Below are 23,334 nucleotides of genomic sequence, written 5' to 3'. Positions count from 1 at the left end.
GGACCGCGCTGCGCTGCGTTGAGCGCCGCGCACGGCACCCCGGCGGATCAGGCCTCGGGCGGCAACTCGTCGGCATAGACGACCAGCGCCGATCCCTCGGCGCGTGCGGTCGCGGCGGCGTCGGCGATCACCGGGTCGTCACCGACGCGCCCGGCGGGGACGGCCATCCCCTTTTCCAGCCGCACCAGCATCCAGCCCGCGCCGATCGCGACGCCGGCGGCGCTGCGCTGCGCGGCCTCGAAATCGGGGGCGGTGACGAACACCAGCATCGCGTGCCGCCCGCCCGGCCGGCGCCCCTCGGCGGTGTCGGCGATCGCCGTCGCCAGAAAGGCGAACAGCGGCGCGCTCATCGGCTCCACCGCGCAAAGATCGCGGTCGGCAGTTCCAGCCCGCGCGCTTCCTCGCGCACGGTCAGCTCGCCCGCCTCGACGGTCCCGCCCTTGTCGGCCATCGCCTGGCGGACCAGCTCGCCGATCGCCAGCGCCGACATCCGCACCGCATAGACCGTGAGGAACAGGAAGCGCGAGTTCGCATCGAGCAGCTTGGCCACGTCCTCGATCAGGCCGGGCAGGCCCTCTTCCAGCTTCCACACCTCGCCATTCGGCCCGCGGCCCCATTTCGGGGGATCGAGGATGATGCCGTCATAACGGCGGCCGCGGCGTACCTCGCGCGCGGTGAATTTCATCGCGTCGTCGATCATCCAGCGGATCGGCTTGTCGGCCATGCCCGAAAGCTGGGCGTTGGCCTTGCCCTCCATCACCGATTTCTTGGAGGCGTCGACATGCGTCACCTTCGCGCCCGCCGCCGCCAGCGCGAGCGAGCCGACGCCGGTATAGCCGAACAGGTTCATGCACTCGGGGCTGTCCATCCCGTCGATCCGGCCGCGCATCCAGTCCCATACCGGCGCCATGTCGGGGAAAAAACCCAGGTGGCGGAACGGCGTCGTCTGCGCGGTGAAGCGGACCTCGCGCCATGCGAGCGGCCAGCCCTCGCGCGGCACCGGCTTCAGATATTGCCAGCGGCCGCCGCCGTCCTCGTCCGATCCGGGGACGAACTCGGCATGTGCGTCCCATTCGGCGGTCGCGGGCGCCCACATCGCCTGCGGCTCGGGGCGGATGAAGCGATACGCGCCATAACGCTCGAGCTTGCGGCCATGGCCCGAATCGACCAGCCCATAGTCGCGCCACGGCTCGCCGGTGAGGGTGACGAGCTTCATGCCCGGGCGCGGGCGCGCTCGGCGATATAGCCGGTCACCGCCTCGAAGGTCGCGGGCAGCACGTCATAGCGCTCCTGCCGCTCGAACAGGTCGCCGACGCGGCGCGGCAGCACGGGACGCACGCCCGTCGCGTGCTCGACGGCATCGGCGAACTTGGCGGCGTGCGCGGTCGCCAGCGTCACCACCGGCGTCGCCGGGTCGATCCCCGCGCGGCGCGCGGCGGCCAGCCCGATCGCGGTGTGCGGGTCGATCACCTGCCCGCTCTCGGCATGGGCGCGGCGCATCGCCTCGTTCATCGTGTCGGCGTCGATCGCGTCGCTGGTGAACAGCGCGGCGGCGCCGTCGCGCTGCGCGTTGGTCAGTTGCATCGCCCGCGTCGTCTCGAAACCCCGCATCTGCTCGGCGATCGGCGCGCCGGCCAGGTCGGCCAGCAGCCGCTCGAAGTTCGAGCTGACCTGGATGTCCATCGACGGCGCGGCGGTGGGGGTGACGGTGCCCGCCGAATAGTCGCCCGCCGACAGCGCGCGGTGGAGGATGTCGTTGACGTTGGTCGCGACGATCAGCTTCGCCACCGGCAGCCCCATCTGCGCCGCCACATAGCCCGCGAACACGTCGCCGAAATTGCCCGTCGGCACCGAAAAGGCGACCGGCCGCTCGGGCGCGCCCAGCCGGACGGCGGCGTAGAAATAGTACACCACCTGCGCCATCAGCCGCGCCCAGTTGATCGAATTGACCGCGCTCAGCTGGAACCGCCCCGAAAAGCCGGGGTCGTTGAACATCGCCTTCACCAGCGCCTGCGCGTCGTCGAAGCTGCCCTCGATCGCGATGTTATAGACGTTGGGCGCCAGCACCGTCGTCATCTGGCGGCGCTGCACGTCCGACACGCGGCCCTTGGGGTGCAGCATGAAGATGTCGATGCCCTCGCGCCCCGCCACTGCGTCGATCGCCGCGCTGCCGGTGTCGCCCGACGTCGCGCCGACGATCGTCAGCTGCTGGTCGGTGCCGCGCAGGAACTTCTCGAACAACAGCCCCAGCAACTGCAACGCCACGTCCTTGAACGCCAGCGTCGGCCCGTGGAACAGCTCGAGCAGCCAGTGCTGCGCGTCGATCTGGACCAGCGGCGTCACCGCGGCATGCGCGAACCGGCCATAGGCCTCGCGGCACAGCGTGCGCAGTTCGTCCGCGTCCAGGTCGCCCTCGACAAAGGGCTGCATCACGCGCACCGCGGTCTCGACATAATCGAGCCCCGCCATCGCCGCGATCGCCTCGCGGCTCAGCCGCGGCCAGCTCTCGGGAATGTAAAGGCCGCCGTCGCTGGCAAGCCCGGTAAGGGTGACGTCCCGAAAGCCCAGCCTGGGCGCGGCGCCGCGGGTGCTGTGATACTGCATGATCGCCCGCGTTACCCGGCGGGGCGGGGGACGACAAGATAGCTCTGCTTGCCCCCGCGCCGCCTGCGGGACAGGGCGCGCCGCCGCGCGGGCCGCGCGGACATCGCCATCGCGCGCGAAACGCGCTACAGCGCCGCCGATGAACGATCTTGCGCAGCATGTGCCCGCGCTGCCGGTCTGTGTGGCGGCGCTCTACCAGTTTACCCGGTTCGACGATCCTGCGGCCCTGCGCGGCCCGCTCGCGCGGCTGTGCGTCGCGCAGGGCGTGCGCGGCACGCTTCTCCTCGCGCGCGAAGGCGTCAACGGCACGATCGCGGGCAGCGACGACGCGATCGCCGCGGTGCTCGACCATCTGCGCGGCCTGCCCGGCTGCGCGACGCTCGACGTCAAATATTCGCGCGCGCCCGACCTGCCCTTCCACCGCATGAAGGTGCGGCTCAAGCGCGAGATCGTCACCATGGGCGAGCCCGATGTCGATCCGCGCGCGATCGTCGGCACCTATGTCGCCCCCGCCGAATGGAACGCGCTGATCGCCGATCCCGACACCGTCGTCATCGACACGCGCAACGATTACGAGGTCGCCGCCGGCACCTTCCGCGGCGCGGTCGATCCGCACACGCACAGCTTCCGCGAATTCCCGGCCTGGTTCCGCGCGCATCGCGACGAGCTGCTCGGCACCGGCGACCGTCCGCGCCGCGTCGCGATGTTCTGCACCGGCGGCATCCGCTGCGAAAAGTCGACCGCCTTCCTCAAGGCCGAGGGCGTCGACGAGGTCTATCACCTCAAGGGCGGCATCCTCAAATATCTCGAAACCGTGCCCCCCGAACAAAGCCTGTGGCAGGGCGAATGCTTCGTGTTCGATCAGCGCGTCACCGTCGGCCACGGCCTCGCCCCGGGCAGCTTCGCGCTGTGCCACGCCTGTCGCCGCCCGGTCAGCGCCGCGGATCGCCGCTCGCCGCTCTACGAGGAGGGGGTGTCGTGCCCCGCCTGCCATGCCGAGCGTACCGATGCCCAGCGCGCGCGCTACCGCGAACGCCATCGCCAGCAATGCTTCGCCGCCACGCGGGGCGAGGCGCATATCGGCGCCCGGCCGCCGGCGCGCTGACCCGGCCGCGCGCTATCCGGGCAGCATCCCCGCCGCGCGGAACCATGCCGCCGCGTCGCGCAGCGTCTCGGTGACGGGGCGAAAGGTCAGCCCCAGCTCGCGCGCGCTCTTGGCCGAGGCATAGCGCGATCGGTCGTTCTCGCGCGCCACGGTGCGCGCCATCGCCCAGCTCAGCAGCACCGGCCGCCCCGTCGCGCGGGCATAGCCCTCATATCCCGCCGCGATCAGGTGCATCAGCCACAACGGCATCGCGCGGCGCGGCGGCGTCGCGCCGGTCGCGGCGGCGATCATCGGCACCAGCTCGGCCATCGTCATGTGCCGCCCCGCCGCCAGATAGCGTTCGCCGCGCCGGCCCTTCGCCGCCGTCAGGATCATCGCCTGCGCCACGTCGCGCGCATCGACGACCGAAAACGACCCCGGCGGCACGCCAGGCAGCCACGCCAGCGCGACGTCGATCACCGTCTGCCCGGCCGAAGTCGGGCCGCCGTCGCCCGGGCCGTGCATCCATCCGGGCAGCACCATCGCCGCCCAGAAATCGGGATGCGCGTCCAGAAAGGCGAGCACCGCGCGATCGGCCAGGATCTTGCTGCGGTAATAATCGTCGGCGTCGCTTTCGGCGCGCAGCATCGTCTCGTCGATCACCGCGCCGCGCGGCCCGTGCAGCACCGCGACCGAACTGGTGTGCACCAGCCGCCGCACCCCCGCGCGATATGCCGCGTCGAGCAGGTCGCGCGTCCCCGCGACATTGACGGCCTCCAGCATCGGCCAGTGGCGTCCGCCCTTGTACGAATCGCGGAAATAGGCGGCGGTGTGGAACACCGTGTCCACCCCCGTCAGCGCGGCGGCAAAGCCGCGCACGTCGCGCATGTCGCCCGCGACGATTTCCACCGCCGGGTCGGTGATCTGCCGCTGCGCCTTGTCGGGCGATCGCGCCAGCGCGCGCACCCGCCATCCCTCGGCAATCAGCGCGCGCACCAGGTTGCCGCCCAGCAATCCCGTCGCGCCCGTCACAAAGGCCGTCGGCGGGGCGCCCGCTGCGGGGGCGCCGGGGGCCGGATCGTCGATCATCGTCATTGCTCCACATCCATCAGGGGAGCCGGCTCCATAAGAGTGGACCATGGTCCATGGTCAAGGCACTATCGACGGGGCCGCGGGACCGGACCGGCGGACCCGACCAACGGACAACGACCAACGACCAACGGGCAACGGACAACGCGCAACGGCGCCGCCCGCGCGGGCCAAAAGGGGGAATGCACATGCTGATCGGCGAATTCGCGCGGCGGACGGGGCTCAGCCACGACACGGTGCGCTTCTATGTGCGCAAGGGGCTGCTCGCGCCGCAATCGGGCGCGCGCGGCGGGCGCAATCCGTATCAGATCTTCAGCGAACGCGACGTCTCGACCGCATGGATGATCCGCTTCGCCCAGTCGCTCGGCATGCCGCTGCGCGAGGTCGCCGAGATCGCGCGCGAACTGCTCGCCGACGGCCTCGCGCCCGAACGCGAGATCGCGATCATCGACACCCAGCTCGCCCGCCTCGAACAAAAGGCCGCCGATCTCGCCACGCTGCTCGCCTATCTGCGCGACAAGCGCGACTGGATGGCGCGCGGCAAACCGGGCGACGAACCCCGCTTCACCACCGCCGCCCCCTGCCTCGCCGACATCGCGACGGCGCCGGTGGCGGGCGATTGGTGAACCCATAAATCGGCTTCGTTGCAGATGGGGTAGAAAGCTCCGTCTGACGTGGTATCGATAGCCACATGTTGTTCGTGCTGACCATCATGGCCGCAGCAAGTCTCTCTCCACCCGCGGAGCCGTTAGCCGGCCAGCTTCGTACTGCGATTTGGAGCGATCTGCAACTCAACGCCATGATTGGGAACGGCAACTGGCTGGCGTCGCTTTGGTACAATGCGGGTCATGACGACGCCAAGGCACCCGACCTCCACATTCTGGATATGTCCTGTGGGAGCAACCGCGAGGGACATCGTTGCTCCTTTACTCTGTTGCGTGACGGTGGTGTGCGAATGGCCTTCAACGAAGCAGCACCCGACCGGCTTAATTGCACTGCGCAGTTCGTTCGCCAGGAAGGATCCGACGGGTGGATGGTGAAGCATCGACCGCCGCGCGGCTCCGGGCACAGCCGGACGGACATGCAATGCAAAGCTGTGCCTGCAAGCTGATCGTTCGGCATGCATGGCGCAAGCTCCAGGCCTTACCTCTAAGCGCAACTCTGATTCAGCATCGGCATGAGCCGATATGATCTGACCGATTTCGAGTGGCGCGTGATCGAACCGCTTCTGCCCAACAAACCTAGGGGCGTGCCACGCGTTGATGATCGCCGCGTGCTGAACGGTATTTTCTGGGTGCTTCGATCCGTTGCGCCGTGGCGCCATTTGCCGGAACGCTATGGCCCGCGCACTACTTGCTACAAGCGCTTCGCGCGCTGCCGGAAGGCCGGAGTGTGGGATCGGATGACGGACGCCATCACCGCCGCACATGATGGCGACATCCAGATGATCGACAGCACTTCCGTTCGCGCCCACCAGCAGGCCCCGACGGCAAAGGGGGATCGAGATCATTGTCTCGGTCGCCCCCGAGGCGGGCTCACCACGAAAATCCATGCGATCGTCGATGGCCAAGGCCTCCCGATCCGGCTGAGCCTGACCGCAGGGCAAAGCCATGACGGCCAAGCCGCTGGCGATTTGCTCGATCATGTCGGTGCCGGCACAATCGTTCTGGCGGACAAGGCCTACGATGCCGATCGCATCCGGCCGTCTCTCCCCGAGAAAGGGGCATTCGCAAACATTCCGCCAAAGTCCAACCGCCGGTCAAAACCGTACTTCAGCACGTGGCTCTATCGTGAGCGGAACCTGATCGAGCGCTTTTTCTCCAAGCTGAAGCACTTCCACCGCGTTGCCACCCGCTACGACAAGCTGGCCGAGAACTTCTTGGCCATGGTCCAACTCGCATCAATGCGCCTGTGGCTGCGTGTTTATGAGTCTACGGCCTAATGCAAAGCGACAGCAACTCCGCATGGCAGCGTTGCTGGGTTGGTCGCTTGGGCTTCTCGGTCTGTTCATTTCCGTTGCGGCTGGCGGTGCGTGGAGCCTCTTCGCGCTTCTTGGGCTGCCCGGCTGGATCGTGGGCAAGTGGCTCGATTCATATCGGCGCACATGCGTGCTCTTCTACGACCTCGAACCCGAAGTTGAGCGCAGCTATGAGCAGGCGGTTCGCTGCTTCGATGCCATGGCCGCCTGTATTGGCAAATGGCACGTCGAGGCGGGCGGGGCAGTTCGGGATCTCACGACGTGGAAACGAAATGCTGGCGCCACCCATATCGTGCGGAAAAAGCCGACGGCGCTTGGGTATAAACTTCCTTCGGTGGTTCGCTGCAATTTGACGCCACCCGCGCTCCATGTCGGTCGACAGGTCATCTATTTCTTCCCGGACGTTGCCGTGATCGACGACGGCCGGCGCGTGGGAGCAGTTGGCTATTCTGACCTGCAGATTACCTGGCAAGATTCGAATTTCATTGAGGAAGGCACCGTCCCGCGTGACGCGCAGGTGATCGATTATACGTGGAAGCATCCGAACAAAAACGGGGGGCCTGATCGGCGCTTTCGCGATAACCGCCGCATTCCGGTCTGCCGCTACGAGGCGGCCCTTTTGCGCAGTGCAAGCGGGCTTAACGAATTGGTCGAGTTTTCCCGAACGGGCGTCACGGCCCCGTTCGCGCATGCATTGCGGGCGCTTCCGCGCAACAAGGCAATTCAGGAGCCGGTTCCGCTGCAACATCTTGGGTGAAATGGGGAGCGCCCACATTGGCATCGACGCAGCCGCTTTCCCGTTCGGCGGAAACCACGCGACCATCAGCGATATGGAAAGGCGCTGGCGCGCCCAACGCGGTGTTCTGTCCGCGACATGCGGGCCGCCAAGGGGATCGGTTTGCTACTTCGGCATGCGCTGGATCGTGCTGAAGACTCGGCTTTTGCCATAACCCCCCTGCGCCCGCGTCGCGCGCGCATCCCCCTTGCCGCCGCCCTGCCGATCGCGCACGCTGCGGGCATCCCGCCTCTCCCGACCGGAGCCGTCATGCCCCGATCCTGCCGTCGTCGCGCTTCCGCCGTCCTGCCGCGTCGTCGGCGTTTGCGCCTCGCGGCCGGGGCGCTGCTCGGCTTGCTGTTCGGTGCGGGGCTGTCCGCCGCGCCCCCGGCGGGCGCCGCGCCGCGCGGGTCGGCGGCGCCGCGCGTCGTGCCGTTCGATTTCTCGCGCGCGGCGATCGAGCTCGACGTGGTCGTCAACGACACGCCGCTCCACGTCATCCTCGACACCGGGGTCGATCCGTCGATCGTCGATCTCGCCGTTGCCGACCGGATCGGGCTCAAGGTCGATCGCGGCGATGCGGGGGAGGCGAGCGGTTTCGGCGACGGGCGCGGCGCGACCATCTATCCGACGCGCGTGCCCGCGATCGTGCTCGGCGGGCGGCGCTATGGCGGGTTCGATGCGCTCGCGGCGGACATGCGTGCGATCTCGGCGGGGCTGGGGCGGCGGCTCGACGGCGTGCTGGGGCAGAGCTTCCTTGCCGACAAGCGCGTGCTGATCGACTATCCCGCGCGCCGGCTGGTGCTGCTCGACGATCCGCGCGGCGCGGCGGCGCTGGTCCGGCCGTGTCGCGTGCGCTGGCAGGCGCCGCTGCGTATCGTCGACGGCTTTCCGATCATCCCGCGTTTCCGCTTCGGCGGCGTCGCCGCGCCGGTCAGCCTCGATACCGGGTCGACCGGTTTCGTCGGCCTGTTCCAGAGCGGGGTGGCGCTCCCCGGCATGGCGGCGGCGCTCCATCCGGCGGGGGCGGTGACGCGCACTGGCGCGCGCGGCCAGGCGCGGTCGGCGGCCTATCGGTTCGATGCGCCGCTGGGCTTCGGGCCGTTCGCGCTGCCGCCCGGCGTGGCGATGAGCAGCTATGCCGAACCGGGGTCGCGCACGACGCGCGTCGCCAATGTCGGCAACCGGCTGTTCGACGCGATGCGGTTGCGGATGCTGCTCGACTATCCGGGGCGGACGATGCGCTTCTTCGGCCGTTGCGACGGCTGAAGCGGCGCCTGTGGGGTCAGTCGGCCGCCGGGCTGCGCGCCGCGCGCCGGCGCAGCCGCAGCGCGATCGTATAGATCACCACCGCGACGCCCGCGAACAGGAACCACTGCACCGCATAGGCGAGGTGGTTGTTGGGCACCGCGCTCAGGTCGGGTGCGCCGTTGGGGGCCAGTCCGGGGGCGGGGCGGTCGGCGACGACCATCAGCGCGGGGGCGCCGTGGCGCAGCGCGCGGACCAGCATCGGCTGCCCCTCGGGCGCCAGGCTGATATAGCCCGTCACCGTTCCTCCGGCCCAGCGGACCGGCTGGCGCGGGTCGTGCGTCGTGCCGATCTGGATGCGCAACGGGGTCGCGTCGCCGGGGCGTGCGGGGCATTCGGCGATCGCGCGGAACCCGGCCTTGCCCGCGCCGGTCAGCTGGACGCGGCGGGAATCGGCGCATGTCACGCGCGTTCTCCGGAACAACAGCTTTTCGTCGGGAAATTGCGGGAAAACGACGGGGGGGAGCCCCGGATTGGCAGCGAATTTCGATAAAGCGGCCCGTTTCTCGGGCAATCGAACGAACAGTTGCCAGCATCCCAGCCCCAGCATCGCCAGCACCGCCAACGCGACGACCGCCGTCGCAACCACGGGAATCCGCCGATTCATTCGCCCGGCGCGATCCGGCCTTCGCGCGCCCGGTTGCGATATTCCAGCGCCAGCAACCACCCCTTCGCCACCCGCAGCGTCCCCACCGTCAACCCCAGCGTCATCGGCACCCACAGCGCGATATGGACCAGCAATCCGGGCTGCAGCGTGAACTCGACCCACAGCGCCAGCACCGTCACGATCGCACCGATCCCCAGCGTCAGGAACACCACCGGCCCGTCGCCGACGTTGAACGCCGCGAAATCGAGCCCGCACGCGCTGCAACGATCGGAAAAGGCGAGGAAATTACGAAACAGCGTGCGCGCGCCGCAGCGCGGGCAACACCCCTTCAGCCCCGATGCGATCGGGGGCGGCAGCGTGGCGCCGCCGCCCGTCCCGGGCGTTTCGTCGGGCATCAGCCCGCGTGGACCGGCGCGCCCCAGCCGCCCCAGACATAGATCGAGGCAAAGAGGAACAGCCACACCACGTCGACGAAATGCCAGTACCACGCCGCCGCCTCGAAGCCGAAATGCTGCCGCGGCGTGAAGTCGCCCCGGTACACGCGCACCAGGTTGACGATCAGGAACAGCGTGCCGACGATCACATGGAAACCATGGAATCCCGTCGCCATGAAGAAGGCGCCGCCATAATTCGACCCGCCTTCGCTCGCCGCCTTGAACGGGAACGGCGCATGGACATACTCATAGGCCTGAAGCGCGCTGAACACGAGCCCGAGCACGATCGTCAGCCACAGCCCCTTCTTCACCGTGTCGTTCTCGCCGACGCCGATCAGCCCCCAGGCTCCCTTCAGCGCACCACCACGCTCGTTGTGGATCAACCCGTGGTGGGCCCAGGTCACCGTGCAGCCCGAAAGCAGCAGGATCATCGTGTTGAGCAGCGGCAGTTCCCACGCGTTGATGACCTCCATCCCCTTGGGCGGCCACTGCCCGCCGACCACGTCGACGGTCGCCGGGAACAGCGAAAAGTCGAACCAGGCCCAGAACCAGCCGACGAAGAACATCACCTCGGACGCGATGAACAGGATCATCCCATAGCGCAGGTGCAGCTGGACGACGGGCGTATGGTCGCCGCGATGCGCCTCGCGGATCACGTCGCGCCACCAGCCGAAAAAGGTCAGGAGCAACCCGGCCAGCCCCACGAAGAACACGATGTTCCCGGCGGGCATCTGGTGCATCCACCGGATCGCACCAAAGGCAAGCGTCAGCGCCGACAGCGATCCGATCAGTGGCCAGGCGCTGGGCGGCAGAATGTGGTATTCGTGGTTCTTCGTTCCGGCCATTGGCTGTCCCCGTTCCTGTTTTCTATGTTTCTAAGGTATTGATATCAGCTCTTGGTGGGTTCTGAGGGGTAGAAGGTATAGGAAAGCGTGATCTGTTCGATGTCGCGCGCGTCGGGATCGTCCAGAATCTTCGGGTCGACATAATAGATCACCGGCATCCGCACCGTCTCGCCCGGTCCCAGCGTTTGCTGCGTGAAGCAAAAACACTGGATCTTGGTGAAATACTTGCCCGCCTGCGCCGGCGAGACGTTGAACCCGGCGGCCCCGGTGACGGGATAGTTGGCGGTGTTCGTCGCGACGAAAAACGCCATGTCGCGCGCGCCGATATCGACCACGTCGCGACGATGCTCGGGGGCGAACCGCCAGGGCAGCTTGTTGCTGACATTGCTGTCGAACGCGATCGTGATCTTGCGTCCCGTCGCCCCCGGCGCGCGCTCGCCGCGCTGCGTGGTACCGTTGAGGCCCGTCGCCTCGCAAAAGGCGCGGTAGAGCGGCACACTCGCAAAGCCGAGGCCCGTCATCCCGCAAATGCCGACAACGGCCAGCATTGCTGTGCGGTGGCGCGGGTTCATGGCGCGTGCCCCTGCGCGATCTTGACGATCGAGATGGCGAAGACGAGCAGCACGAACGCGCCGAGCAGCCACGCCATCACCCGCGCCCGCCCCAGCTGGCGCGCGCGCACCGCCTCGACCGAGGGCGGCTCGTCGCCCGCGCGTGGCGGCGCTTCCAGCGTGCCGCGCCGGCTCCCGTGTTCGCCGCTCATGCGAGCCACCGGTCGACGACCAGCGCGCCGAACATCAGGAAGAGATAAAGGATCGAGAATTTGAACAACTGCTTTTCCGGCTTCATGCCGTCGCCCGGCATTGACTGGCGCAGCGCCACGCGCGCCGCCAGCGCCAGGAAAACGGCGTTGAGGAGGAGGGCGCTCCAGCCATAGACCGACCCGACCAGGCCCAGCGGCCAGGGCGCGACTGCTGCGGCGACCATCGGCAGCGTATAAAGGCCGATCTGCGTGCGCGTTGTGCGCTCGCCGGCGACGACGGGCAGCATCGGCACGCCCGCATTGGCGTAATCGGTCTTCACGAACAGCGCGAGCGCCCAGAAATGCGGCGGCGTCCACAGAAAGATCAGCGCGAACAACAGCACGGGCAGCAGCGCCACCTGTCCCGTTGCCGCGGCCCAACCGATCAGCGGCGGAAACGCCCCGGCCGCCCCGCCGATCACGATGTTCTGCGGCGTCCGGCGCTTGAGCCAGATCGTGTAGATGAAGACATAGAAGAGGATCGACGCGGCGAGGATCAACGTCGCGGCGAGGTTGAGCGCGAAATACATCAGGGCGAGGCTGAAGCCCGCTAGACCAACGCCGAAATGCAGCGCCGACTGGCGGTCCATCCGGCCGGCGGGCAGCGGGCGCCCTTGTGTCCGCCGCATCTTGGCGTCGAGATCGGCTTCATACCATTGGTTGAGCGCCCCCGCCGCGCCCGCGCCGAGCGCGATGCACAGAATGGCGGTAAAGCCGAGCACCGGATGGATCGGCACCGGCGCGGCGAGCATGCCGCACAGCCCGGTGAAGACGACCAGCGTCATCACGCGCGGCTTGGTGAGCGCCAGGAAATCGCGCCAGTCGGCGGGCAGCATCGGGGTGGTGGAGGAAGCCATGATCCGCCCGGCTATAGGCGCGCTGCCTGCTGTCGCAAAGGCGCCCGCCCCGGCACCCGCCGCGACCGGCATGATGTCGGTCGCGGGGCGGGGGGCGTTGGGCTGTTGATGCCGCATTGCATTGCCTCCCGGTGCCGTCGGTCAGTCGATCCGCGGCAGCGTTTCGAACTGGTGGAAGGGCGGCGGGCTCGACAGCGTCCATTCGAGCGTCGTCGCGCCTTCGCCCCACGGATTGGCCTCGGCCCGGCGTCCGGCAAACAGCGACCACAGGATGTTGACGAAGAAGATCGCCACACCCGTCGCCATGATCATGTAGCCGATCGTCGAGATGTTGTTCCAATAGGCATAGGCGTCGGGATAGTCGGGATAGCGCCGCGGCATCCCCTGCAGCCCCAGGAAGTGCATCGGGAAGAACAACAGGTTCACGCCGATGAAAAACACCCAGAAATGGAGATGGCCGAGGAATTCGTTGTACATCCGTCCCGACATCTTCGGGAACCAGTAATAGAAGCCGGCAAACAGCGCGAACACGGCCCCCAGTGACAGCACATAGTGGAAGTGGGCGACGACGTAATAGGTGTCCTGCATGTAATCGTCGACGCCGCCATTGGCGAGCACCACGCCCGTCACGCCGCCCACGGTGAACATGAAGATGAACCCGATCGCCCACACCATCGGCGTCTTGAAGCTGATCGAGCCGCCCCACATCGTGGCGATCCACGAAAACACCTTCACCCCGGTCGGCACCGCAATCACCATGGTCGCCGCGGTGAAGTACATCTTGACCGTCACCGACAGGCCGGTGGTGAACATGTGGTGCGCCCACACGACGAAGCCGACCAGGCCGATCGCGACCATCGCATAGGCCATGCCCAGATAGCCGAACACCGGCTTGCGGCTGAACGTCGCGATGATGTGGCTGATGATGCCGAAGCCCGGCAGGATCATGATATAGACTTCGGGGTGGCCGAAGAACCAGAACAGGTGCTGATAGAGCACCGGATCGCCGCCATAATTGGGGTCATAGAAGGCGGTGCCGAAATTGCGGTCGGTGAGCAGCATCGTGATCGCCGCGGCGAGCACCGGCAGCGCGAGCAGCAGCAGGAACGCGGTCACCAGGACCGACCAGGCGAAGAGCGGCATCTTGTGCAGCGTCATGCCCGGCGCACGCATGTTGAAGATCGTCGTGATGAAGTTGATCGCGCCCAGGATCGATCCCGCGCCCGCGAGGTGGAGCGACAGGATCGCCATGTCGACCGACGGCCCCGGCTCGCCATAGGTGGACAACGGGGCATAGACGGTCCAGCCGGTCCCGGCGCCGTTGCCGACAAAGGGTGAGGCGAGCAGCAGCACGAACGCGACTGCGGTCAGCCAGAAGCTGATGTTGTTCATCCGCGGGAACGCCATGTCGGGCGCCCCGATCATGATCGGCACGAACCAGTTGCCGAAGCCGCCGATCATCGCCGGCATCACCATGAAGAACACCATGATGAGCCCGTGCGCCGTGATCAGCACGTTCCAGAAATGGAGCGATTCGTCGAACGATGCGTCGCCGCCGCGCAGGATGCTGAGCCATTGCGGCAGGTACTGGATGCCCGGATGCATCAGTTCGGCGCGCATCAGCCCGGAGATCGCGCCGCCCACGATCCCCGCGAAGATCGCGAAGATCAGGTACAGCGTGCCGATGTCCTTGTGGTTGGTCGAAAGGAACCAGCGGGCGAAAAAGCCCGGCTTGTGGTCCGCGTGATCGCCGGCGTGGTCGAGATGACCCGCGGCCGAATAGGAAAGCGCGGTATCGCTCATGTCAGTTGCCCGTCTGTCCAAGGCCCGCGGGATTTTGCGTCGCGGGCTTGTTGCTGGCCGCCGGCGCGGCGGTGGCGTTCACGGTGGGGGCGCTTGCGTCCGAAGTGCCGTTCGCGGTCGCGTCGACGCTGTCGTTGCTCGCCGCGGTGGCGGGTTCCTTCGGCGCGCCGGGCATGGTGCCGCCCTTCGCGCGGACCCATTGTTCGAACACCGCGGGGCTCACCGCCTCGACCGCGATCGGCATGAAGGCGTGGCGCGCGCCGCATAGTTCGGAGCACTGGCCGAAATACACGCCCGGACGCGGGATGATGAAGCTCGTCTCGTTCACCTTGCCGGGAATCGCATCGAGCTTGATCCAGAAAGCGGGAACGGCCCAGCTGTGGATCACGTCCTGCGCCGTCGTCTGCAACCGGATCGGTACGCCATAGGGCAGCACGACGCGCTGATCGGTCGCCAGCAGGCGCGGCCCGTCGCGATCGGTCCGGTGGCGCTCGCCGGGGCCGACCTGCGACTGTTCCTTCAGCATGTTCGACGTCAGCCGGACGCCATGGTCGGGATATTCGTAGTTCCAGAACCACTGGTTGCCGATCGCCTTCAGCGTCACCGCGTTCTTGGGCGCGGGCTTGAACTGCGCGGCGAGCAGCCGGATCGACGGCACCGCGATCGCGATCAGGATGAGCACCGGCAACAGCGTCCACAGCACCTCGACGACGGTGTTGTGGCTGGTGCGCGACGGCGCCGGGTTGGCCCCGCGCCGATACCGCAGCATCACCCAGATGAGCAGCACCAGCACCAGCAGCGAGATCAGCGTGATCAGCGGCAACAGCACCTGGTTGTGGAACCAGTGCGCTTCCTGCCCCGTCGGCGTCACCTGATCCTGCAGGAACCAGCCGCCATTGCTGGGCTGACCGATCGTGCCGCTGCCCCCGTTGAGCGGCACGCCCTTGGCGTCCACCGTCGGATCGGCCGGCGTGGTTGCGGTCGCCGTTCCGGTACTGGCCGCGGCGGGAGGAGGTGCGGCGGGCGCCGCACTATTCTGGGCCTGGACGGGGGCGGCCATCGCCAGTCCCGCCGCCAGGAATATCGAAGTCAACCCAAGCATCCGCATCGTTGTTCTTCACCCTGTTCGCGTGTGGCGCCAAAGGCGGGGCAAGTAACCTGCCCAGTGCGTCAAGGCGTATACGGCGCGGGGGCCATTCTCAACCTTTTTCGCGTGCGGTTGCGGTGGATCAATGCGCCTCCTAAGAGGTGGTGTCGCAGCAGCCGCACCAGACGGAGGAAACGGGTCGTGACGGGTAACGAGATTCTTGAAGAGTTTAAGGATGCGGGCGCGCTGCTCGAGGGGCACTTCATCCTCTCCTCGGGGCTCCATTCCCCCGTATTTCTCCAGAAGATGCGGATCTTCGAGGATCCGGTCCGCACGGGCCGCGTCTGCGCGGCGCTCGGCGCGCTGATCCGCGAGTCGTTCGGCCATGTCGATCTGGTTGTTTCGCCCGCCATCGGGGGCATCATTCCCGGTTACGAGACGGCGCGTGCGCTCGGGTGCAAGGCCGTGTTCGTCGAACGCGAGAACGGCGAGTTCCAGCTGCGGCGCAGCTTCGAGATTCCGGCGGGCGCACGCGTGGTGATGGTCGAGGATATCGTCACCACCGGCCTGTCGTCGCGCGAATGCATCGCCGCGATCCGCAAATATCCCGGCGAGTTGCTCGGCGCCGCCTGCCTGATCGATCGTTCGAACGGCAAGGCCGACATCGGCGTCCCGCTGGTGTCGCTGTGCCGGCTCGACGTGCCGGCCTATCCCGCCGACCAGCTTCCGCCCGAACTCGCCGCGCTGCCGGCAACCAAGCCGGGGAGCCGCGCGCTGGTATGACCATCCCGCTGCGCCTGGGGGTCAATATCGACCATGTCGCCACCGTGCGGAATGCGCGCGGCAGCGGCTATCCCGATCCGGTTCGTGCGGCGCTGCTCGCGGCACAGGCCGGTGCGGACGGCATCACCGCGCATCTGCGCGAGGATCGCCGTCACATCACCGATCGCGACATCGAACGGCTTTCGGCCGAACTGCCCGTGCCGCTCAACCTCGAAATGGCCGCGACCGACGAGATGCTCGCGATCGCGCTTCGCCACCGTCCGCACGCCGTCTGCATCGTGCCCGAAAAGCGCGAGGAGCGGACGACCGAGGGCGGGCTCGACGCCGCCGGGCTGTTCGACCATCTCGCCCCGATCGTTGCGCGGCTGCGCGACAATGGCAGCCGCGTGTCGCTGTTCGTCGAGCCCGAGCCGCGCCAGATCGAGGCGGCGGTCCGCCTCGGCGCACCGGTGGTCGAGCTCCACACCGGTCGTTATGCCGAACTGGCGGGTGACGAGCTCGCGGGCGAACTCAAGCGGCTCGCCGATGCCGCGGCGCTCGCCGCGCGCAACGGGCTCGAGCCGCATGCGGGCCACGGCCTCACCTTCGACAATGTCGCGCCCATCGCCGCGATCCCGCAGGTGGCCGAGCTCAACATCGGCCATTTCCTCATCGGCGAGGCGATCTTCGACGGTCTCGTGCCCGTCGTCCGCCGGATGCGCGCCCTGATGGACTCGGCGCGGTGACCGCGATTTCGGCCGGGCATCGTCCCGCGTCCGTCGCGCGCCCGCTGGCGACACCCGTCGAATGAAGGCGATGATCCTCGGTCTCGGTTCCGATCTGTGCAACATCGATCGGATCCAGCATTCGCTCGACCGTTACGGCGCCCGCTTCGAAGCGCGCGCCTTCACCGATGTCGAGATCGCCAAGGCCAACGCCCGTCCGCACACGCGCGCCGCAACGCTCGCCAAGCGGTTTGCGGCAAAGGAAGCCTTTTCCAAGGCGGTCGGAACCGGGTTCAAGGCGGGGGTGTTCCTGAAGGACATCGGCGTCGTCAACGCGCGATCCGGGGCGCCGACGCTGGCGCTCACCGGCGGCGCCAAGGCGAGGCTTGACGCCATGACGCCCCCGGGCCACGCAGCGCGGGTGCATCTGACGCTGACCGACGATCATCCCTGGGCCTTCGCCCTCGTGATCATCGAGGCGGTGGCGATCGGAAAGGACGATTGAGGGCGATGGCCGCGGACGAGTTGGCGTTGGATCAGGGCAAGGCAAAGCAGACACAGCCCGCGGCAGCGCGCGCGGGACGGACCGACTGGTGGGCGGAGCTTCGCGGCATCGTCTGGCTGGTCCTGGCCGTCCTCGGCTTTCACAGCCTGGTCGCCAAGCCCTTCTACATTCCATCCGAATCGATGCTGCCCGGGCTGGAGATCGGTGATCGGCTGGTCGTGACCAAATATCCCTACGGATACAGCTTCGTCACGCCGACCTTTCACCTGCTTCCGTTCATGCCGGGTCGCCTCTTCGGCCGGCTGCCTGAGCGCGGCGACGTCGTGATCGTCACGCCGCCCGGGGAAAGCAGCGACTATATCAAGCGCGTGATCGCGCTGCCCGGCGACCGGATCGGCGTTCGCAACGGCGTCGTCTATCTCAACGGCGTCGCGGTTCCGCGGCGCGCGATGCCCGATCGCTACGTGCCCGTCGACGCCAATACGCGGTGCAGCCCGCTCGAATATCCGGGGTTGCGTGTCGAACGCGACGGCCGGGTCTATTGTCGTCTGCCCATCTACCGCGAAACGCTGCCCGGCGGCCGTTCCTACGACACGGTCGACAAGGGCTGGAGCCCCGGCGACAATTTCGCCGAGATCGTCGTGCCCCAGGGCCGCGTCTTCCTGATGGGCGACAATCGCGACAACAGCGCCGACAGCCGCTATTCGCTTGCCGAACACGGGCTGGGCGGGCCGGTGCCGTGGGAGAATATCGGCGGGCGCGCCGAATTCATCACCTTCTCGCTCGACGGCAGCGCCACCTGGAATCCGCTGACCTGGTTCGGCTCGTTCCGGCCGGGGCGGGCGGGCACCTCGCTCCACCCGGCCCAGGACGGCAAATGAGCGTCGATTCGCCCGAAAGCGAGGGGATCAGCGTCGTCCACACGCCCGGGCCGAACGAACTGCGCGATCCGCTCGTCCGCGCCGAACTCAAGCGGGCGTCGGTGTGGGTCGGGCTGGGGCTCGCGGTGGCGCTGGTCGTGCTGCTCATCCAGCCGCTGCTCATCATCTTTGCCGGGCTCGTCATCGCCTCGCTGCTCGACGGCGGCGCGCGGCTGCTCGGCCGCGTCCTGCCGCTGCCGCGCAGTGTCAACATCTTCATCGTCGTCCTGGCGGTGTTCGCGTTCATTGGCGGCACCTTCTACCTGACCGGCGTGCAGATCGCGCAGCAGGCCGAACAGTTGCGCACCACGCTCGAGCTTCAGGGCAATCGCGTCATGGGCTGGATTACCAGCATGGGGCTGATGCCGGGGCGCACCGATCTCTCCGGCATGGTGCAGCAGGCGCTGGGGTCGATCGGCCGGCTCACCTCGGCGGTCGGAACTGTGCTCGGCGCGGGTGCCAGCCTGGTGATGATGCTGTCGATCGGGCTGTTCGTCGCGCTTGATCCCCGCATCTATGAGCGCGGGCTGCAATGGCTGGTGCCGATCGGCGCGCGCGACCAGTTCGCAATCATCCTCGCCCGCATGGCGCGCACGATGCGCGTGCTGCTGGGCGGACGCCTGCTCGGCATGGTGTTCGAAGGCGTGCTTACCTGGATCCTGCTGTCGATCGTCGGTGTGCCGATGGCGCTACTGCTAGGCATTCTCACAGGAATTCTGGCGTTCATTCCCAATATCGGCGCCTTTGTCAGCGGCGTGCTGATGGTCTCGGTCGGGTTCAGCGCGGGCCCGCATGAGGGGCTTTGGGCGATCGCCGTCTATTTCGGGGTGCAGACCTTTGACGGCTATGTCCTGATCCCGCTCGTCGCGAAGCATACGGTCGACCTTCCGCCCGCGCTCACGCTTTCGGCCCAGATTCTGTCGAGCACGCTGTTCGGGGTGATGGGGCTCGCGCTGGCCGATCCGATGGTCGCGATGATCAAGGTGGCGCTCGAAAGCGAGGCCGAACGCGCCGCGCGTGCCGCCGCGGGAACGCAGGGCGTGCGCCGGGTCCGGTTGCGCGGCCGTCGCGGCGGCAGCGTCGAGGAAAGCGATCCCGCCGAGCCTGCCTCGGCGAGCTGAACACCGGTCGGCGGCGCCTCGGCCGAACGGCCCGGGCGCCGGCCGCTTTTAGGGGAGGCATGCCTTGCTGCTCTACGACTATACGCGTTCGTCGGCCTGTTACCGCGTCCGCATCGCGCTCGCGCTCAAGGGCGTCGAACCCGAACGGCACAATATCATGCTGCTCGAGAACCAGCAGCGTGATCCCGCCTATCTCGCCCGCAACCCGCAAGGGCTGATTCCCGCGCTTGCGGTGGACGACCGGTTGCTCACCCAAAGCTATGCGATCATCGACTGGCTCGACGCGACATATCCCGATCCGTTGCTGATCCCGGTCGAGCCCGGCGCCCGGGCGGCGGCGATCGCGCGCACCATGGTCATTGCGGCCGACGTCCATCCGCTCAACAACCTCCGCGTGCAGCGCTGGCTCGAAACCGAACTCGGCGCCGATGCCGACGCGCGCCGCCGCTGGATGCACCATTGGATGGCCGAGGGTTTCGCCGCGCTCGAAGCGATGGCGACCGGCGATGCGGCGGCGGTCGCGGCGGGGCCGTTCCTCGGCGGTGCCGCGCCGGACATCTCGGACGTGTACCTGGTGCCGCAACTCGTCAATGCGCGGCGGTTCGGCCTCTCGCTCGACGCCTATCCGCGGCTGCGCGCTGCCGAGGCGGCGTGCCTGGCGCTCGATGCGTTCGCCACGACGCATCCCGACCGCCCCGCCGCGGCATGAGCGCCAGTCGGTGCGGCTGATTGCCGCGACCTCGGTCGGGCTGCTGTTTGCGGCGCCCGCCGCGGCACAGGACCATATCGCCGCCGCCGCCTCGACCGACGATGCGATCGTCGTCACCGGCCGCGGGCTCGATGCGCCGCCCGGCAGCGCCGCCTATGCGAGCGTGTCGATCGATCGCGACCGCTTGCAGAACCTCGCGTCCGACCGGATCGAGGACGCGCTGCGCGACGTCGCCGGGCTTGCCCAGTTTCGTCGCGCCGATTCGCGCTCGGCGCATCCGACCAGCCAGGGCGCGACGCTGCGCGGGCTCGGCGGCAACGCGGCCAGCCGCGTGCTGGTGCTGCTCGACGGGGTGCCGCAGGCCGATCCGTTCGGCGGCTGGGTGGCGTTCCCCGCCTATGCGCCCGATCGCCTGGGCGCGGTACGCGTCACGCGCGGCGGCGGCAGCGGCTATGCCGGCCCCGGCGCGCTCGCCGGGACGATCGAACTGTCGAGCGCGAATGCCGGCGAGCTCGGCCCGCTCGCGCTCCACGCCGCCGGCGGCAGTCGCGCGGGGCTCGACGTCGGCGGCACGCTTGCGGCCCCGCTGGGAACCGGCTTCGTCACGCTGGGGGCGGACGTCGCCCGTGGCGACGGCTTCGTCCCGATCGTTGCCGAGGCGCGCGGCCCCGCCGACCGCGCCGCGCCCTATGCCCAGGCGAGCGCGGCGCTGCGCGGCGTCGTGGCGATCGGTGCCGATGCCGAGCTTCAGGCGAATCTTTCCGGTTTTCGCGACCGGCGTGATCGCGGGCTGGCCGGCACGCGCGTCGCGAGCGACGGGGCCGATGCCAGTCTCCGCCTTGTTCATCGCGGCCGCTGGAACGCATCGCTGCTGGCCTATCTTCAATCGCGCGCCTTTGCCTCCGGCTTTGCCAGCGCCAACGACGCCCGCACCAGCGTGACCAGGACGCTCGACCAATATAGCGTTCCCGCCACCGGCACCGGCGGCCGGATCGAATTGTCGTCGCCTGCGGGTTCGGCGTTGACGCTTCGTCTCGGGGGCGACTGGCGCCGGGTCAGCGGCGAGACGCACGAACTTTACAGCTATGTCGCGGGCGCGCCCACCCGCCGCCGCGTTGCCGGCGGTGCCGCCACCACGCTGGGCGCCTTCGCCGATGCCAGCCTGGTCCGCGGGGCCTTGACGCTCAGCCTGGGCGGCCGGCTCGACCGCTGGTGGATCGCCGACGGGCGGCTCGTCGAGGCGCCGCTCCAGCCGGGCGCGCCGATCAACGACCAGCGCTTTGCCGATCGCCAGGGCTGGGCGCCGACGGGGCGCGGCGGGATCGCGGTTGCGGTTGCGCCCGCGCTTGCCCTGCGCGCGGCTGCCTATCGCGGTTGGCGCCTGCCCACGCTCAACGAGCTTTACCGCCCGTTCCGCGCCGGTGCCGACGCGACGGCGGCGAATGCCGCGCTCGCGCCCGAAACGCTGCTGGGCGCCGAAGCGGGGGTCGACTGGCACCCGCTACCCGCGCTCAGCCTCCGAGCCACCGGCTATTGGAACCGGCTCGACGACGCGATCGCCAACGTCACGCTCGCCCGCGGTCCCGGCAATTTCGCGGGCGTGGGCTTCGTCTCGGCCGCGGGCAGCTATCGCCAGCGCCAGAATCTTCGCGCCATCCGCGCGCATGGCGTCGAACTCGATGCCGAATGGAATCGCGGCCCATGGCGCCTCGCGGCAAGCTGGGCCTGGACCGACGCGCGCGTGTCGGCGCGCGGGGCGGCCGCCGCGCTCGACGGCCTCCGCCCCGCCCAGACGCCCGCGCACCAGGCGTCGCTGACCGCCGCCTGGCAACGCGACGGCCGTCACCTCGGCATCACCGCCCGGTATCTTGGCCCCCAGTTCGAGGATGACCAGAATGTCCGTCGCCTGGCGGACGCGTTCACGCTCGACGCGGTGCTTGTGCTTCCCGTCACCGGGCGGCTGGCGGTCGAGGCGCGTGCCGAAAACCTTGCCGATGCGCGGGTCGAGGCGGCGGTCAGCGGTCCCGGGGTGATCGAACGGGCCAGTCCGCGGACGCTGTGGCTCGGGCTGCGTTATCGGCTCCGCTGACGCGCCGCTGCGATCGTGTCGAACAGCGCCAGATAATCCGCTACCGAATCGCGGGCAGGGTCGGGGACGGGGGCGGGGCGCGGTTGCCCGGGGGCCAGCCAGTGATCGATGGCGGCAACCAGTGCGTCGCCGTCGTCGCGCGGAACGATGCTGCCCAGTTCGGGCGCATGGATGATCTCGCGCACCGCGACGCTCGATTCGGTCGAGATCACCGGCGTGCCCTGCGACAGCGATTCGCGCAGCACGCCCGGCACGCCTTCGAAATCGGAGGTGAGCACCGTCGCCGCGGCGCCGGCAAGCACGGGGATCGGGTCGCCCGCATGGCCGGGCATCGTCACGCGGCTCCCCAGGCCCAGCGCCGCCACCTGTGCTTCCAGCGCAGCGCGCGCGCTTCCTTCGCCCAGGATCACCAGCGGGATCGTTCGGTCGGCGATCCGGGGCAGGGCGGCGATCAGCCGGTCCCAGCGCTTCTGCGGCTCCAGCCGTCCGACGCCCAACAGATATTTCCCCTGCGGCAGGGCGACGCCCGCCACGCCCGGGATGCGCCGTGCCGGCGGATTGGGGATCACACAGATCCGCTCGCGCGGCATCCGCATCGTCGTCGCCGCTTCCTCGGCCATGGCCGGGCTCATCGCCACCAGCATGTCGACAAAGCCGGGATGCATCCGCAGCCATCGGCGATAGCCCCAGGCCGTCACCGCATTCATCTCCGGCCGGACCAGGGCGTTCGAGACCTTGGCGATCATCGGCGGGCACGCCGCGCCCAGCCGCCAGCGCGCGACCGCTGCGATCAGCGAGTAATAGTTGCCCGGACAGAATACGATGTCGGGGGCGAGTCGGCGGATATGCCCGGCCAGCGCGAACAGCGCGACATACGCACGCGATCCCAGCTCGACGAGTTCGACTCCCGGCGGCACCTCGCGCGACAACGGCCCGCTGCAGTCGCCCGCGACCAGCGTGACGCGACGTCCGGCTTCGATCCAGCCGGTGATCATGCGCAGCATCGCGCGTTCCACCCCGCCGCCGTCAAGCGTCTCGGCAAAGGTCAAAATATGCGCGGCCGGGGGGGAAGGGGGGCTCTGATACAACATTGCGGACTTGCAGATTGCCACTCTTAAGCCCAAATCGGCCCCGCAATAAACCGCAATCTGCTGCCAACGACAGCCACCGCGCCTGCGCCGGACGCTCAGAGGGCACAGCGAGACGCGGACAGTCTATAGATGAATGGCG

At 68.4% G+C, this 23,334-nt stretch carries 26 protein-coding genes; 13 read left to right on the top strand and 13 right to left on the bottom strand.

The genetic code is table 11. The annotated features are described in order from the left end of the window. Positions 1-47: 47 nt before the first annotated feature. From ACT3CF_RS12320 to thrC, 3 genes are read right to left on the bottom strand one after another with little or no spacing between them, the layout of a single operon-like run. Complete coding sequence (locus ACT3CF_RS12320; protein ID WP_478423165.1) at positions 48-350, bottom strand: hypothetical protein; 303 nt, start codon at positions 348-350, stop codon at positions 48-50. After that, the gene (locus tag ACT3CF_RS12315; protein WP_478423163.1) at positions 347-1,216 is read right to left on the bottom strand and encodes a class I SAM-dependent methyltransferase; all 870 of its coding nucleotides are present in this window, start codon (positions 1,214-1,216) and stop codon (positions 347-349) included. Before ACT3CF_RS12315 ends, ACT3CF_RS12320 begins: the two co-directional genes overlap by 4 nt. Continuing rightward, positions 1,213-2,604, bottom strand: a complete 1,392-nt coding sequence (gene thrC / locus ACT3CF_RS12310; protein ID WP_478423162.1) for a threonine synthase — start codon at positions 2,602-2,604, stop codon at positions 1,213-1,215. The genes ACT3CF_RS12315 and thrC overlap by 4 nt, the downstream gene beginning before the upstream one ends. A gap of 139 nt (positions 2,605-2,743) precedes the next feature. Here thrC and trhO point away from each other — a divergent pair, with 139 nt between their 5' ends. Continuing rightward, the gene (gene trhO / locus ACT3CF_RS12305) at positions 2,744-3,709 is read left to right on the top strand and encodes an oxygen-dependent tRNA uridine(34) hydroxylase TrhO (RefSeq protein WP_478423160.1); all 966 of its coding nucleotides are present in this window, start codon (positions 2,744-2,746) and stop codon (positions 3,707-3,709) included. Positions 3,710-3,721: 12 nt separating this feature from the next. Here the strand turns inward: trhO and ACT3CF_RS12300 are convergent, their stop codons facing one another. Then, complete coding sequence (locus ACT3CF_RS12300) at positions 3,722-4,783, bottom strand: SDR family oxidoreductase (protein WP_478423158.1); 1,062 nt, start codon at positions 4,781-4,783, stop codon at positions 3,722-3,724. Between the two features lie 182 nt (positions 4,784-4,965). Between ACT3CF_RS12300 and ACT3CF_RS12295 the strand changes: the two genes are divergently transcribed. The 5 genes from ACT3CF_RS12295 to ACT3CF_RS12275 all read left to right on the top strand — a co-directional run bounded on the left by ACT3CF_RS12295 (position 4,966) and on the right by ACT3CF_RS12275 (position 8,799). Further along, positions 4,966-5,403, top strand: a complete 438-nt coding sequence (locus tag ACT3CF_RS12295) for a MerR family transcriptional regulator (RefSeq protein WP_478423157.1) — start codon at positions 4,966-4,968, stop codon at positions 5,401-5,403. Positions 5,404-5,468: 65 nt separating this feature from the next. Further along, positions 5,469-5,888 (top strand): hypothetical protein, encoded by a 420-nt coding sequence (locus ACT3CF_RS12290; protein WP_478423155.1) that lies wholly within the window; start codon positions 5,469-5,471, stop codon positions 5,886-5,888. Between the two features lie 66 nt (positions 5,889-5,954). Beyond that, positions 5,955-6,719 (top strand): IS5 family transposase, encoded by a 765-nt coding sequence (locus ACT3CF_RS12285; protein WP_478423153.1) that lies wholly within the window; start codon positions 5,955-5,957, stop codon positions 6,717-6,719. A gap of 22 nt (positions 6,720-6,741) precedes the next feature. Next, positions 6,742-7,512, top strand: a complete 771-nt coding sequence (locus ACT3CF_RS12280) for a hypothetical protein (protein ID WP_478423151.1) — start codon at positions 6,742-6,744, stop codon at positions 7,510-7,512. 342 nt (positions 7,513-7,854) lie between these two features. Then, positions 7,855-8,799, top strand: coding sequence for a retropepsin-like aspartic protease (locus ACT3CF_RS12275; RefSeq protein WP_478423149.1), 945 nt, complete (start codon positions 7,855-7,857; stop codon positions 8,797-8,799). Between the two features lie 16 nt (positions 8,800-8,815). Here ACT3CF_RS12275 and ACT3CF_RS12270 read toward each other — a convergent pair whose 3' ends face one another. From ACT3CF_RS12270 to coxB, 8 genes are all read right to left on the bottom strand, one after another. Further along, positions 8,816-9,445 (bottom strand): SURF1 family cytochrome oxidase biogenesis protein, encoded by a 630-nt coding sequence (locus ACT3CF_RS12270; RefSeq protein WP_478423148.1) that lies wholly within the window; start codon positions 9,443-9,445, stop codon positions 8,816-8,818. Next, on the bottom strand, positions 9,442-9,840 hold the full coding sequence (locus ACT3CF_RS12265; protein WP_478423147.1) for a DUF983 domain-containing protein: 399 nt from the start codon (positions 9,838-9,840) through the stop codon (positions 9,442-9,444). Before ACT3CF_RS12265 ends, ACT3CF_RS12270 begins: the two co-directional genes overlap by 4 nt. After that, the gene (locus ACT3CF_RS12260) at positions 9,840-10,724 is read right to left on the bottom strand and encodes a cytochrome c oxidase subunit 3 (RefSeq protein WP_478423145.1); all 885 of its coding nucleotides are present in this window, start codon (positions 10,722-10,724) and stop codon (positions 9,840-9,842) included. The genes ACT3CF_RS12265 and ACT3CF_RS12260 overlap by 1 nt, the downstream gene beginning before the upstream one ends. A 44-nt stretch (positions 10,725-10,768) precedes the next feature. Beyond that, on the bottom strand, positions 10,769-11,296 hold the full coding sequence (locus ACT3CF_RS12255) for a cytochrome c oxidase assembly protein (protein ID WP_478423144.1): 528 nt from the start codon (positions 11,294-11,296) through the stop codon (positions 10,769-10,771). Further along, on the bottom strand, positions 11,293-11,487 hold the full coding sequence (locus ACT3CF_RS12250) for a hypothetical protein (protein ID WP_478423143.1): 195 nt from the start codon (positions 11,485-11,487) through the stop codon (positions 11,293-11,295). Before ACT3CF_RS12250 ends, ACT3CF_RS12255 begins: the two co-directional genes overlap by 4 nt. Then, positions 11,484-12,383 (bottom strand): heme o synthase, encoded by a 900-nt coding sequence (locus tag ACT3CF_RS12245; RefSeq protein ID WP_478423486.1) that lies wholly within the window; start codon positions 12,381-12,383, stop codon positions 11,484-11,486. Before ACT3CF_RS12245 ends, ACT3CF_RS12250 begins: the two co-directional genes overlap by 4 nt. Before the next feature lie 141 nt (positions 12,384-12,524). Further along, the gene (gene ctaD, locus ACT3CF_RS12240; protein ID WP_478423141.1) at positions 12,525-14,186 is read right to left on the bottom strand and encodes a cytochrome c oxidase subunit I; all 1,662 of its coding nucleotides are present in this window, start codon (positions 14,184-14,186) and stop codon (positions 12,525-12,527) included. A 1-nt stretch (position 14,187) separates the two neighbouring features. Further along, the gene (gene coxB, locus ACT3CF_RS12235) at positions 14,188-15,288 is read right to left on the bottom strand and encodes a cytochrome c oxidase subunit II (protein ID WP_478423139.1); all 1,101 of its coding nucleotides are present in this window, start codon (positions 15,286-15,288) and stop codon (positions 14,188-14,190) included. A 186-nt stretch (positions 15,289-15,474) separates the two neighbouring features. Here coxB and pyrE point away from each other — a divergent pair, with 186 nt between their 5' ends. The 7 genes from pyrE to ACT3CF_RS12200 all read left to right on the top strand — a co-directional run bounded on the left by pyrE (position 15,475) and on the right by ACT3CF_RS12200 (position 22,104). Beyond that, positions 15,475-16,056 (top strand): orotate phosphoribosyltransferase, encoded by a 582-nt coding sequence (gene pyrE, locus ACT3CF_RS12230; RefSeq protein ID WP_478423137.1) that lies wholly within the window; start codon positions 15,475-15,477, stop codon positions 16,054-16,056. Beyond that, a complete protein-coding gene (locus tag ACT3CF_RS12225) occupies positions 16,053-16,781 on the top strand; it encodes a pyridoxine 5'-phosphate synthase (RefSeq protein WP_478423135.1) in 729 nt (242 codons plus the stop codon). Before pyrE ends, ACT3CF_RS12225 begins: the two co-directional genes overlap by 4 nt. Positions 16,782-16,851: 70 nt before the next feature. Then, positions 16,852-17,265 carry a holo-ACP synthase gene (gene acpS / locus ACT3CF_RS12220; protein ID WP_478423133.1) on the top strand — a complete coding sequence of 138 codons (414 nt, stop codon included), beginning with the start codon at positions 16,852-16,854 and terminating at the stop codon, positions 17,263-17,265. A 5-nt stretch (positions 17,266-17,270) separates the two neighbouring features. Further along, on the top strand, positions 17,271-18,146 hold the full coding sequence (lepB, locus tag ACT3CF_RS12215) for a signal peptidase I (protein WP_478423132.1): 876 nt from the start codon (positions 17,271-17,273) through the stop codon (positions 18,144-18,146). Next, positions 18,143-19,306, top strand: coding sequence for an AI-2E family transporter (locus ACT3CF_RS12210; protein WP_478423130.1), 1,164 nt, complete (start codon positions 18,143-18,145; stop codon positions 19,304-19,306). The genes lepB and ACT3CF_RS12210 overlap by 4 nt, the downstream gene beginning before the upstream one ends. Before the next feature lie 64 nt (positions 19,307-19,370). After that, a complete protein-coding gene (gene maiA / locus ACT3CF_RS12205; RefSeq protein ID WP_478423128.1) occupies positions 19,371-20,015 on the top strand; it encodes a maleylacetoacetate isomerase in 645 nt (214 codons plus the stop codon). After that, entirely contained in the window at positions 19,972-22,104 is a 2,133-nt protein-coding gene (locus ACT3CF_RS12200; protein ID WP_478423126.1) for a TonB-dependent receptor, read from the top strand. Before maiA ends, ACT3CF_RS12200 begins: the two co-directional genes overlap by 44 nt. Here the strand turns inward: ACT3CF_RS12200 and ACT3CF_RS12195 are convergent. Then, complete coding sequence (locus tag ACT3CF_RS12195; RefSeq protein WP_478423124.1) at positions 22,089-23,195, bottom strand: glycosyltransferase; 1,107 nt, start codon at positions 23,193-23,195, stop codon at positions 22,089-22,091. The genes ACT3CF_RS12200 and ACT3CF_RS12195 overlap by 16 nt on opposite strands. Positions 23,196-23,334: the final 139 nt, after the last annotated feature.

This window comes from Sphingomonas chlorellae (assembly GCF_056485145.1).
Note: the sequence above shows the minus strand (reverse complement) of the source record. Positions and strands in the feature narration are given on the sequence as shown.

What these genes read in the sequence shown, in the direction of transcription:
- ACT3CF_RS12320 (WP_478423165.1), bottom strand. Translation starts at nt 350, where the DNA reads ATGAGCGCGCCGCTGTTCGCCTTTCTGGCGACGGCGATCGCCGACACC.
- ACT3CF_RS12315 (WP_478423163.1), bottom strand. Translation starts at nt 1,216, where the DNA reads ATGAAGCTCGTCACCCTCACCGGCGAGCCGTGGCGCGACTATGGGCTG.
- thrC (WP_478423162.1), bottom strand. Translation starts at nt 2,604, where the DNA reads ATGCAGTATCACAGCACCCGCGGCGCCGCGCCCAGGCTGGGCTTTCGG.
- trhO (WP_478423160.1), top strand. Translation starts at nt 2,744, where the DNA reads ATGAACGATCTTGCGCAGCATGTGCCCGCGCTGCCGGTCTGTGTGGCG.
- ACT3CF_RS12300 (WP_478423158.1), bottom strand. Translation starts at nt 4,783, where the DNA reads ATGACGATGATCGACGATCCGGCCCCCGGCGCCCCCGCAGCGGGCGCC.
- ACT3CF_RS12295 (WP_478423157.1), top strand. Translation starts at nt 4,966, where the DNA reads ATGCTGATCGGCGAATTCGCGCGGCGGACGGGGCTCAGCCACGACACG.
- ACT3CF_RS12290 (WP_478423155.1), top strand. Translation starts at nt 5,469, where the DNA reads ATGTTGTTCGTGCTGACCATCATGGCCGCAGCAAGTCTCTCTCCACCC.
- ACT3CF_RS12285 (WP_478423153.1), top strand. Translation starts at nt 5,955, where the DNA reads ATGAGCCGATATGATCTGACCGATTTCGAGTGGCGCGTGATCGAACCG.
- ACT3CF_RS12280 (WP_478423151.1), top strand. Translation starts at nt 6,742, where the DNA reads ATGGCAGCGTTGCTGGGTTGGTCGCTTGGGCTTCTCGGTCTGTTCATT.
- ACT3CF_RS12270 (WP_478423148.1), bottom strand. Translation starts at nt 9,445, where the DNA reads ATGAATCGGCGGATTCCCGTGGTTGCGACGGCGGTCGTCGCGTTGGCG.
- ACT3CF_RS12265 (WP_478423147.1), bottom strand. Translation starts at nt 9,840, where the DNA reads ATGCCCGACGAAACGCCCGGGACGGGCGGCGGCGCCACGCTGCCGCCC.
- ACT3CF_RS12260 (WP_478423145.1), bottom strand. Translation starts at nt 10,724, where the DNA reads ATGGCCGGAACGAAGAACCACGAATACCACATTCTGCCGCCCAGCGCC.
- ACT3CF_RS12255 (WP_478423144.1), bottom strand. Translation starts at nt 11,296, where the DNA reads ATGAACCCGCGCCACCGCACAGCAATGCTGGCCGTTGTCGGCATTTGC.
- ACT3CF_RS12250 (WP_478423143.1), bottom strand. Translation starts at nt 11,487, where the DNA reads ATGAGCGGCGAACACGGGAGCCGGCGCGGCACGCTGGAAGCGCCGCCA.
- ACT3CF_RS12245 (WP_478423486.1), bottom strand. Translation starts at nt 12,383, where the DNA reads ATGGCTTCCTCCACCACCCCGATGCTGCCCGCCGACTGGCGCGATTTC.
- ctaD (WP_478423141.1), bottom strand. Translation starts at nt 14,186, where the DNA reads ATGAGCGATACCGCGCTTTCCTATTCGGCCGCGGGTCATCTCGACCAC.
- coxB (WP_478423139.1), bottom strand. Translation starts at nt 15,288, where the DNA reads ATGCTTGGGTTGACTTCGATATTCCTGGCGGCGGGACTGGCGATGGCC.
- ACT3CF_RS12225 (WP_478423135.1), top strand. Translation starts at nt 16,053, where the DNA reads ATGACCATCCCGCTGCGCCTGGGGGTCAATATCGACCATGTCGCCACC.
- acpS (WP_478423133.1), top strand. Translation starts at nt 16,852, where the DNA reads ATGATCCTCGGTCTCGGTTCCGATCTGTGCAACATCGATCGGATCCAG.
- lepB (WP_478423132.1), top strand. Translation starts at nt 17,271, where the DNA reads ATGGCCGCGGACGAGTTGGCGTTGGATCAGGGCAAGGCAAAGCAGACA.
- ACT3CF_RS12210 (WP_478423130.1), top strand. Translation starts at nt 18,143, where the DNA reads ATGAGCGTCGATTCGCCCGAAAGCGAGGGGATCAGCGTCGTCCACACG.
- ACT3CF_RS12200 (WP_478423126.1), top strand. Translation starts at nt 19,972, where the DNA reads ATGCGTTCGCCACGACGCATCCCGACCGCCCCGCCGCGGCATGAGCGC.
- ACT3CF_RS12195 (WP_478423124.1), bottom strand. Translation starts at nt 23,195, where the DNA reads ATGTTGTATCAGAGCCCCCCTTCCCCCCCGGCCGCGCATATTTTGACC.